Here is a 10,960-nt window from a genome sequence, read left to right on the forward strand (position 1 = left end):
ACGCTGGGCCGCGCCTGACTATGATGGCCGCGGGGGCAGCGCCGGGGTCTGCATGGGGTCCATCACCGCGTCGGTCAAACGCTACGAGGTCTGGCTCGGCGAGCAGCTGGGCCGGCAGCTGGTGCAGGCCGACATCGACCGCAAGCACCGCCGGATGGAGGAGAGCGATTTCCTCTTCCTGCGCGCCACCTGCTTCCGCTGGACCGAGACCGTGCACGAGTTGTGCCCCGCCCTGCTGGACGCCCCGCGCGTGGACGCGGTTGGCGACGCCCATATCGGCAATTTCGGGCTGTGGCGCGACGCCGAGGGCCGCCTGGTCTGGGGCGTGAACGATTTCGACGAGGCGGCGGAGACGCCCTATGCCTTCGACCTCGTCCGTCTCGCCGCCAGCGCCCTGCTGTCGCGCGGTCGCGACCGGTCGGTGTCGGCCGACGAGATCTGCGCCGCGGTACTCGGCGGCTATGTCGAAGGCCTGCGCACGCCCGTTGCCTTCGTGCTGGAACGGCAGCATCTGTGGCTGCGCGATCTCGTGGTGGCCAGCGACGAGCGGCGCGAGCAGTTCTGGTCGACGCTGGAGCAGCTGCCGCGTGGGGCGCCGCCGCGCGGCTATCGTGATGCGCTGGCCGCGGCGATGCCCGAGCCGGATCTCGCCTTGGCCATGGCCCGGCGCAGCGCCGGGATCGGCAGCCTGGGCCGGCCGCGCTGGGTGGCCGTCGCCGATTGGCGCGGCGGGCCGGCGGCGCGCGAGGCCAAGGCACTGCTGCCCTCGGCCTGGTCGCTGATCTCCGGCGGCGACCGCAAGCTGCGCTTCGCCGAGATCGCCTTCAGCAAGTTCCGGGTCGCCGACCCCTGGCTCAAGGTCCGGAAGGGCATCGTCGTCCGCCGGCTGGCGCCGAACAGCCGCAAGCTGGATTTCCCGGCCCTGACTGATCTCGGCCTGGTGCGTCGGCTCTTGACCGCGATGGGCGTGGAACTGGCCAATCTGCACTCCGCCCGCCGGTCACGGGTCCGGGCCATCGTCGCCGATCTCGGCACCCGCAAGCCGGCCTGGCTGCGCGATGCCGCGTGGACAGTGGCCGAGGCGACACGGCAGGACCGGGTGGAATGGCGGGCGCGGCGCCGATGAGGATGGATCATGACTGAGGGTTACAACGCGCCGCCGCTGTTCACCCTGACCACGGGTCCGGTGCCGGCCTATCCCGCTGTGCTGCGCGCCCTGTCGCGGCCGGTCGAATACGACCACGACCCCTACTTCCTCGATTTCTACGAACGCGTGAACGCCAAGGCGACGGCGGCGCTGCGCTGTGCTGGTCCGGCCCTGATCCTGCAGGGCGAGCCGATCCTGGCGATCGAGGCCGCGGCGGCATCGCTGATCGGCCGCGACGACGTGGTGCTGAACCTCGTCTCCGGCGTCTACGGCAAGGGCTTCGGCCCCTGGGCCCGGCGGCATTGCCGCGAACTGGTCGAGATCGAGGTGCCGTTCAACGAGGCGATCGATCCCACGGTGGTGGCGGATATGCTGCGCCGCCGGCCGGAGATCGCGGTGGTGGTGCTGTGCCATCACGACACCCCGTCCGGCACGATCAACCCGGCGCATGAGATCGGCCGCATCGTGCGCGACCACGGCGCCGCTTTCATGGTCGACGCCGTATCGTCCTTCGGCGGCATGGATGTCCACCCCGACGATATCGGCGCCGATGTCTTCATCGCCGGCCCGGGCAAATGCCTGGGCGGCACGCCGGGTTTGAGCCTGCTGGCCATGTCCGACCGCGGCTGGGCCAAGATCGCGGCCAACCCCGACGCGCCGCGCGCCTCGGTGCTCAGCCTGCTCGACTGGCGCGAGGCGCATCACGCGCACCGGCCGTTCCCATTCACGCCCTCGATCGCCGAGGTCAATGGCCTCGACGCCGCGCTCGATCTTTATGCGGGGGAGGGGCCGGCGGCGGTCTGGGCCCGGCATGCCTTGACGGCACGGGCCTGCCGTGCCGGCCTGCAGGCCATGGGGCTCGACCTGTGGCCGGCGCGTGAGGCGATCGCGGCCCCGACCGCGACGGCGCTGCGGCTGCCTGACGGCATCGACGATGCTCGGCTGCTGGCGGCGGCCCGGCGGCTCTACGGCGTCGTGCTGTCCGCGGGGCGCGGCGCCACCGCCGGCAGGCTGATCCGCATCGGCCATATGGGGCCGACGGCCCATCCGATGCATGCCGTGATCGCGGTCACGGCGGTCGGCGGCGCCCTGCGCGCGCTGGGGTTGCGGCTCGATCTCGGGGCCGGTGTAGCGGCGGCGACCGAAGTAATCGATTTCCAGCGCTGAAACCCGCAAGCACCCTCCCAAATGGGAGTATTGGCGGGTGAACGGATCGTGACAGGTTTGCTTGTCACCCCGCCTTCGGTCGGGGTGGCCGGCGAATGTTTCGCCGGACTGACTCCATTGCTCCACTCAAGGCCGGCCCGTGCCGCAACCGGGCCGGCCTTCTTTATGTTCGCCCCGCCTTTCTTACGTCCGGATGAACGATTTTTAACGCCGCGCCGGGGATGAATCCGACGGGTCGGCCAACGACATACCGCAATGCAGCGAGACGCAGCGCCGAAGGCTGAGGCCGGGTGCTGGGCGTGTCGTCCTGCGAGAGGGGTGGCCGCATCGACAGGCCGGCGGGCAAACGCCGACGCGGTTCGACCGGTCGCCCGATTGAATAGGAGCCATCCATGTCTGCCAAATCCCTGCTGTCCGCCGGCCGCATTGCCGCCGCTGCCGTGATCCTGACCCTCGGTGCGACGGCGGCCGCGCAGGCCAAGTTCGAGACCCCCGGCGAGCACAACAGCTTCCCGACGTCGTGGAGCCAGCTGCAGAGCGGGAAATTCCCCAACGCCATCAGCCATCGCTATTCCGCACCGGCCGGCCAGGTCCTGCGGCCGGGCCAGTCGCAGGCAACCGCCCCGAACTTCTGAGGTCTGATACCATCGGCGAGCGCGGCTCGGCAGAATCCTGCCGGGCCCCGCTCGCCGGATGGTTCCTTGGGCTCCGCGGTCCGCCTTGCCGTCGGAAGTCCGCCGACGTTGATGCCGGCGCGCTCCCATGGGCCGCATTTTTTCCGGTCTCACAGCCCATAGACGTCAAACTGCTGTCGCCTGCTCCGACCGGTCTGGTTGAGCGGGGGGCATTGCCGTGTCCGCATTCTCAAATCGAGCTGTTGCTAGATTGTCGACAATCCGACTATCCTGAAATTGGGCCTATTGGAGCGCCGATATGGGGATAGCCGCCTTCCGCCCGATCGCCGACACGACTCGCCGGGCCGAGATCGCCGTGCTGCTGAAGCGCGCGATCCTCACCGGGCAACTGGCACCCGGGCAGAAGCTGAACGAAGTCGGCATCTCCAAGCAGATGCGGGTCAGCCGCGCGCCGCTGCGCGAGGCGATGCGCGAACTCGTCCAGGACGGCCTGCTCACCAACATCCCCTACGCCGGGACCTTCGTGATCGAGGTGGCCGCGAAGGACATCGAGGATGCCTATTCGATCAACAAGGTGCTGGACGAATTCGCCATCGAACGGACCTGGCCGGTCCGGGACCAGCGCTTCTTCGATGAACTCGATCGCCGGCACGAGGCCGTCAAGCAGGCGACCCGGGACCGGGACACCACGCGCCAGATCGAGACGGCCCTGCAACTGCATGGCCTGATCCACGAATGGGCCGACAATTCCGTCCTGCTCGACACCTGGCAGCGCCTGGCCAGCCGGCTGCAGCTCTATTTCGCGCTGCACCAGCAGGCCCGCAACGAGGTCGTGCCGGCCGAGGACGCGCATGAGGAGTATTGCCGGCTGCTGAAGGGCGACGACATGCGCGCCGCCCAGCGTCATGCCCGGGATCATATCGGCCTCGATTTCGAGGAACTGCTCGCCTATGCGCGCAGCCTGGAGAAGCGCTCGTCGGCGAGCCCAGGGGGGAGGGCGCAAGGCCCGCCCGCGGGGGGCTGATCCCCGACCGCGCCCCCCAATCCCTCCATCGGGAAGAACAGAGACGTGCAGATCCAGAGCATCCAGGCCTATCGCGTGGTCCAGCCCTTCGTGGACGGGCCCTATCGCATGTCGAAGGGCCGCACCGCCGACGCCTTCGATGCCGTCCTCGTCGCCATCACCGCCGATGACGGGCTGACCGGCTGGGGTGAGATGGCGCCGCTCGGCAGCTTCTACTCGCCGGCCTTCGCCGCCGGGGCCCGCGCCGGCATCGCCGAGATCGCGCCGCACCTGATCGGCTGCGATCCGCGCGCGCTCAGCCGGATCGGCCGGCTGATGGACACCGTGTTCAAGGGCCACCCCTACATCAAATCCGCGCTCGACATGGCCTGCTGCGACCTGGCCGCCCGCGCGGCCGATGTCCCGCTGGTCACGCTGCTGGGCGGGCAGGAGAGCGAGACGGCCGAGCTGTACCGGGTCGTCACCCATGGCTCGGTCGACGCCATGGCGGCCCTGGCAGCGCGCATCGTCGCGGACGGGTTCTCCCGCCTCCAGGTCAAGGTCGGCGGCGATGTCCGCGGCGACATCGAGCGCGTCACCGCCGTCGCCGCATCGGTGCCGAAGGGCACCGTGATCTTCTGCGACGCCAATGCCGGCTGGACGCCATTCCAGGCCCGGCAATTCGCCGATGCGACGCGCGGCATCGACTATGTCTTCGAACAGCCCTGCACCACGATCGACGAGTGCCTGTCGGTCCGCCGCGGCCTGGACAAGCCGATGGTGCTCGATGAATCCGTGGCGTCGCTCAACGATATGCTGGAGATCCATCGCAAGGACGCGGCGGACGGGCTGACGCTGAAGATCTCGCGCCTGGGCGGCGTGTCGAAGACCCGGCAAATCCGCGACCTCGCGGTCGATCTGGGCTTCATGGTCACGGTCGAGGACACCGGCGGGGCCGAGGTCGACACGTCAGCCATGGCCCATCTCTCGCTGTCGACGCCGCCGGAGCGCAGGCTGCACGCGATCGCCTTCCACGAATGGGTGACGGTGCGGAACGCGTCGAACGCGCCGCCGGTCAGCGGCGGCCGCATGGGCATTCCCGCCGGGCCGGGCCTGGGCATCGATGTAAGGCCCGACCTGCTCGGCGCCCCGTTCCTCGAACTCGGCCGCTGACATGAAGATCCGCCGCATCACCGCCACGCCGATCAACCTGACGCTGGAGGCGCCCTATGTCTGGGTGTTCGGCGAACTCGACGGCTTCTCGCCGACCATCGTCGAGGTCGAGACCGAGGATGGGCTGATCGGCCTCGGCGAGGCACCGACGCCTGCGGCCGCCACAATCATCAACGACTTGCTCGCGCCCCGCCTGATCGGCCGCGACGCGTTCGACATCGCCGGCGCGGAGCATGTCTGCCTGCCATTCTGGACCGGCGTCCAGAGCATCAACGACCGCAACCGCATCATGGCGTTCGGCGCGATCGAGATGGCGCTGTGGGATTTGCGCGGCAAGGCCTGGAGCCAGCCGCTCTATCAGTTGCTCGGCGGCGCGGTGCGGAAGGACATTCCCTTCACCGATTATTTCTCGCTGCGCGGCGACGGCCCCGACGTGCGCGGCGAGAAGACGCCGGAGGCAGTCGCCGATTATTGCGTCGCGCTGCACGAGACCTACGGGACGACCTTCTTCGAAGGCAAGTTCTCGACCGAGGATCCGAAGACCTCGCTGAAGATGGTGACGCTGATCCGCGAGCGACTCGGCGATGACATGATGCTGCGCATCGATTCCAACCAGGCCTATTCCTTGGCGACGGCCCGGCGGCTGGCGCGGCCGCTCGAGGAGCTGGGCGTGCACAACTGGGAGGACCCGGTCGCGACGGCCGAGGAGATGCGCGAGCTGCGCCGCCATTGCTCGATCCCGTTCTCGACCCACAACATCGACATCGCCCGCGCGATCGACCTGAAGGTACCGGACGCCATCGTCGGCAACCCGACGGCCCATGGCGGCATCGGGCGGCTGTTGCGGTTCATCGGCGCCTGCGAGCATTCGGGTATCGATTTCTGGTGCTACAGCGGTGATTCCGGCATCGGCAGCGCTGCCTATCTGCATCTGTGCGCCGCCATCGGCTGGCTCCGGGAGCCGAACCAGTCGCTGTTCCGCATGCAGGGGCTGGATGTCACCGAGGAAGGACCGTTCTCGCCCCGCAACAATGTCGTCCGCGTGCCGGAGGAGCCGGGCCTCGGGGTGACCCTGTCACGTGCAAAACTTGCCGCCTGCCATCGCGACTATGTGGAGAATGGCCCCAAGAACAAATACCATGACCCCGCGCGGCCGGGGACTTATCGCCGCCTCCCGTTGCGCTAGGGCAAGACAGCACGAGGGGACAAGACCGAGATCGTGCCGGCCGACTCCGGTCGGATGCGGCAGGTGCGAAGGGGGATGGAAACGACAGGGGTCGCCGTCATCGTCGATACAGGCCCCGGCGACAAATAACGCGGGAAAATCCGCAACACACCATCCGGGAAACAGGGAAAAGGCACAGTCACATGGGCACGGATTACCGAATTCTCGATCTCCTCCGGCGCAACCGGACAGACATCGAAAACCACCTGATCGACGGGGTGGTCGACGGCAGGGTCGGCCGCCGCGACTTCATCCGCCACGGCAGCCTGATCGGCCTGTCGCTGCCGCTTCTCGGGCGGATCGGCGCGGCCGCCGGCTTCGGCATGATGCCGAGCCTCGCCCGTGCGCAAGGCGTCGCCGGCGCCACCATCCGGGTGGCCAGCGTCCTGCCGGCCGCGACCATCGATCCGGTGACCGTCGCCGATTCCGGCGGACTGCTGATCCTGCAGCAGGTCGGCGAATTCCTCTGCCTGGACGGCCCGGATCTGGTGCTGCGCCCGATGCTGGCGGAAAGCTGGAAGCCGAACGACAAGGGCACGGTCTGGACCTTCGCCCTGCGCAAGGGCGTGAAGTTCCACAATGGTGCGGAGATGAAGGCCGACGACGTGGTGGCCAGCATCGACCGGCTTGCGGATCCGGCGAATTCCTCGAACGCACTGTCGGTGTTCAACGGCATCCTGCAGAAGGGCGGGACCCGGAAGGTCGACGACTACACGGTTGAATTCCACCTCGACGCCGCCAACGGCAACTTCCCGTATCTGGTGTCGTCCGACAACTACAACGCCGTCATCATCCCGGCCAACTATGCCGGCGATTTCGAGAAGAACTTCATCGCCACCGGGCCATTCAAGCTCGACAGCTACACGCCTAAGGTCGGCGCGTCCTTCGTGCGCAACCCGGATTACTGGGGTGAGAAGGCGCTGCCCGACCGCACCGAATTCTCCTTCTTCGCCGATGTGCAGCCACAGATCCTGGCGCTGCAGGGCGGGCAGGTCGACATCATCAACCAGATGCCGGTTTTGGCCGGCGTCGGCCTGCTGAACGACCCGAACGTCGAGATCATCAGTCTCAAGGCCGTGACGCATCACCAGATGCACATGCGCAACGACATCGACCCGTTCCGGGATCCGCGCGTGCGCCGGGCCGTGGCGCTCAGCATCGACCGCAGCCGCATCGTCCAGGGCCTGATGAAGGGCCGCGCCGTGGCCGGCAACGACAGCCCGTTCGCGGCGATCTATCCGTCGAGCGACCCGACCGTGCCGCAGCGCGAGCAGAACCTCGCCGAGGCCAAGCAACTGATGGAGGCAGCGGGCGTCGCCCAGGGCTTCAAGGTCACGCTGACGACCGAGCGTTTCGTCGAGATCCCGGAATACGCGGTCCTGGTCCAGAACGCGGTCAAGCAGATCGGCATCGATCTCGACCACAACATCCTCGACCAGAACGGCTATTACGGCGACGGCGTCTTCGGCAAGTCGAACTGGCTGGATTCGGCGATCGGCATCACCGATTACGGCCATCGCGGCGTGCCGAACGTCTTCCTCTCGGCACCGCTCAAGAGCGGCGGGGCCTGGAACGCGGCGCATTTCAAGAACACCCAATACGACACGCTGGTGGACAGCTACATCGCGGATCTCGACCTCGAAAGCCAGAAGCAGTCCGCCGGCAAGATCCAGCGGCTGCTGCTGGATGAGACGCCTGTCGTCTTCGGCTATTTCTACGACTTCCTGACCGCGACCGTGAAGGGCGTGACCGGGGTGCAGCCGACCGCCATGTCGCAGCTTTATCTCGACCGCGCATCGAAGGCCTGACCGGAAGGAACGTGCGGACCCTGTAACGGCCGGTTGCGCCGCGACGGCGCACCGGCCCAGGAAGGAGCTTGGCCATCCCCCGCTTCCTCGCCCGGCGCATCTCGCTTTCGGTCGTCACGCTGTTCCTGCTCAGCGTAATGGTGTTTCTCGGCGGCCAGGTGCTGCCGGGCAATGTCGGCCGGGCGATCCTCGGGCCGCTCGCCGACGAGCGCGCGGTCGAAACGCTGAACCGCCAGCTCGGGCTCGACCGGTCCCTGCTGGCGCAATACTGGGACTGGATCAGCCATTTCGTGCGGGCGGACATGGGCACGTCCTATATCTTCCGCAAGCCGGTGGCGCCCTTCGTGCTCGACGCGCTGGGCAATTCGGTCAAGCTCGCGCTGGTCGCCTTCGTCATCGTCGTACCGCTCGGCATCCTCGGCGGGGTGGTCGCGGCGCTCAACGTCAACCGCCCGCTCGACCGCATCATCAGCCTCGGCGGCCTCTCGGCGACGGTGCTGCCGGAATTCGTCACCGGCATCGTCTTCATCCTGATCTTCGGCGTCTGGCTGCACTGGCTGCCGATGTCGGCGGCCTGGCCGGCGGGCTCCGGCTTCTTCACCCAGCTCTATCACCTGATCCTGCCGGCCCTGCCGCTGGTGCTGGTGCTGTTCGGCTATATCGCCCGGATGACGCGGTCGGGCATGGTCGAGGCGCTGGATTCCGACTACACCCGCACCGCGGTGCTCAAGGGGCTGCGCTGGCGGACGGTGATCTGGCGCCATGTGCTGCGCAACGCGCTGCTGCCGACCATCACCGTGATCGCGACCCAGGTCGGCTATCTCATCGGCGGCCTGGTCGTGGTCGAGACGCTGTTCCGCTATCAGGGCATCGGGTCGCTGATCTTCACCGCCGCGCGCGGCAAGGATTTCCCGATCCTCGAAGCCGGCATCCTGACCATCGGCATCGTCTATTCCATCGCCACCATCATCGCCGACCTCCTCTATTCCGTGTTCAACCCGCGCATCAGGCTGGGGGCCGAGTGATGAGCACGACAGAGATCGAACCCAGCCTGGCCCCCGACGAATCCGGCGCCCACAGCCCGGTCCGCGACGTGGTCTTCGGGCTCTGCCGCTCCGGCTCGTTCCTGGCCGGGCTGGCGATCATCGTCTTCTGGATCGTCTGCGCCCTCTTCGGCAGCCATGTTGTGCCCTATGATCCGCTGGCCGACGACGTCCTGAATTCGCTGCTGCCGCCCTCGGGCGATCACTGGTTCGGCACCGACCAGCTCGGGCGCGACGTGTTCTCGCGGGTCGTCGTCGGTTCGCGCGACATCCTGACCGTGGCGCCCCTGGCCACCCTGCTCGCGACCCTGGCCGGCACCGCGCTCGGGCTTATGACCGGCTATTTCCGCGGCATCGTCGATGACATCGTCAGCCGCATCCTCGAAGCCTTCATGGCGGTGCCGGTCGTCATCGTGGCGCTGCTCGCCATCGTCGCGCTCGGCACCTCCAAGGCGACGGTGATCTTCGTCATCGGCCTCAGCTTCTCGCCGATCATCGCCCGCACCGTTCGCTCGGCGGTGTTGGCCGAACGGGGGCTCGACTATGTCGCGACGGCGAAGCTGCGGCGCGAGAACGCCTTCCACATCATGGTGGTCGAGATCCTGCCCAACATCCTGCCGCCGATCCTGGTGGAATCGACGGTGCGGCTGGGCTACGCGATCTTCGCGGTGGCGACGCTCAGCTTCATGGGCTTCGGCATCCAGCCGCCCTCGCCGGATTGGGGGCTCAGCATCTCCAGCAACTACGGCATGATCGGCGGCGGCTACTGGTGGACCGTGCTGTTCGATGCGGCGGCCATCGCGTCGCTGGTCGTCGGGGTGAACCTCATCGCGGACGGCGTCCAGGGAGTGCTCGATGCCTGAGGCCGCCCCCAATCCCGCCGCGCTGGAGCTCGCCGGCCTGTCGGTCGCCTACCGGTCGCGCGGCCGCGACCTGGCGGTGCTGCACGATGTCAGCCTGCAGATCGGCCGCGGCGAGGCCTATGGCCTGGTCGGGGAATCCGGCTGCGGCAAGTCGACCGTGGCGCTCACGGCCGTGCGCTACCTGCCCCGCAACGGCAGCGTCACCGCCGGGCGGATCGCGATCGATGGCGGCGACGTCATGGCGCTGGACGGCGAAGCGCTGCGCCGCATGCGGGCGAAGACGGTGTCGATGGTCTACCAGGACCCCGGCAAGGCCCTCAATCCGTCGATCCGGATCGGCCGGCAGATCACCGAGATCTTCGAGCTTGCGGCCAGCGGCCCGGTCGATGCCACGGCCCTGGCGCTGGCGATGCTGGCGCGGGTGCGAATTTCCGACCCCGAACGCGTCATGCAGCGCTATCCGCACCAGCTGTCCGGCGGCATGCAGCAGCGCGTCGCCATCGCCATGGCGCTGGCCAGCGACCCGGCGCTGCTGATCCTGGACGAGCCGACCACCGGCCTCGACGCCACCGTCGAGGCCGAGGTGCTGGATCTGATCGTGGAGCTGCGGCGGGAGCTGAGCACTTCGATCTTGTTCATCAGCCACAACCTCGCTGTCGTCTCGCGCATGTGCGACCGGGTCGGCGTGCTCTACGCCGGCACGCTGGTGGAGGAGGGCGCGACCCGCGACGTGCTTAGCCACCCGGTACACCCCTACACCGCCCGGCTGCTGCGCTGCCTGCCGGCCGCTGGACGGCGCAAGAGCGACGGGCCGTTGGAATCGATCCCTGGTTTCCTGCCCTCGCCCGGTCCCCTGCCGCCGGGCTGCGTCTTCGCCCCGCGCTGCGACTTCGCCG

Annotated in this window: 10 protein-coding genes; all 10 read left to right on the forward strand. The window is 68.1% G+C overall.

Translation table 11 applies throughout. From position 1 onward, the window contains the following. Positions 1 to 1,126 (forward strand): DUF2252 family protein (locus tag AC3XYG_RS41110; RefSeq protein ID WP_489145699.1); only part of this gene is annotated, 1,126 nt, incomplete at its 5' end. A gap of 9 nt (positions 1,127 to 1,135) precedes the next feature. Continuing rightward, positions 1,136 to 2,314, forward strand: a complete 1,179-nt coding sequence (gene ppaT / locus AC3XYG_RS41115; protein WP_489145700.1) for a pyridoxamine--pyruvate transaminase — start codon at positions 1,136 to 1,138, stop codon at positions 2,312 to 2,314. A 392-nt stretch (positions 2,315 to 2,706) separates the two neighbouring features. After that, entirely contained in the window at positions 2,707 to 2,949 is a 243-nt protein-coding gene (locus AC3XYG_RS41120) for a hypothetical protein (protein ID WP_489145701.1), read from the forward strand. Between the two features lie 298 nt (positions 2,950 to 3,247). After that, positions 3,248 to 3,973 carry a GntR family transcriptional regulator gene (locus AC3XYG_RS41125; RefSeq protein WP_489145702.1) on the forward strand — a complete coding sequence of 242 codons (726 nt, stop codon included), beginning with the start codon at positions 3,248 to 3,250 and terminating at the stop codon, positions 3,971 to 3,973. Positions 3,974 to 4,018: 45 nt separating this feature from the next. Beyond that, positions 4,019 to 5,125, forward strand: coding sequence for a mandelate racemase/muconate lactonizing enzyme family protein (locus AC3XYG_RS41130; RefSeq protein WP_489145703.1), 1,107 nt, complete (start codon positions 4,019 to 4,021; stop codon positions 5,123 to 5,125). Between the two features lies 1 nt (position 5,126). Beyond that, complete coding sequence (locus AC3XYG_RS41135; protein ID WP_489145704.1) at positions 5,127 to 6,311, forward strand: mandelate racemase/muconate lactonizing enzyme family protein; 1,185 nt, start codon at positions 5,127 to 5,129, stop codon at positions 6,309 to 6,311. A gap of 182 nt (positions 6,312 to 6,493) precedes the next feature. Further along, on the forward strand, positions 6,494 to 8,158 hold the full coding sequence (locus tag AC3XYG_RS41140; protein ID WP_489145705.1) for an ABC transporter substrate-binding protein: 1,665 nt from the start codon (positions 6,494 to 6,496) through the stop codon (positions 8,156 to 8,158). A 68-nt stretch (positions 8,159 to 8,226) separates the two neighbouring features. Continuing rightward, positions 8,227 to 9,183, forward strand: coding sequence for an ABC transporter permease (locus AC3XYG_RS41145; RefSeq protein WP_489145706.1), 957 nt, complete (start codon positions 8,227 to 8,229; stop codon positions 9,181 to 9,183). Further along, positions 9,183 to 10,064, forward strand: coding sequence for an ABC transporter permease (locus AC3XYG_RS41150; RefSeq protein ID WP_489145707.1), 882 nt, complete (start codon positions 9,183 to 9,185; stop codon positions 10,062 to 10,064). Before AC3XYG_RS41145 ends, AC3XYG_RS41150 begins: the two co-directional genes overlap by 1 nt. Beyond that, the coding region (locus AC3XYG_RS41155) for an ABC transporter ATP-binding protein (protein ID WP_489145708.1) at positions 10,057 to 10,960 on the forward strand (904 nt) is incomplete at its 3' end. The genes AC3XYG_RS41150 and AC3XYG_RS41155, both read left to right, overlap by 8 nt.

The sequence above is a fragment of the Inquilinus sp. genome, assembly GCF_057815775.1.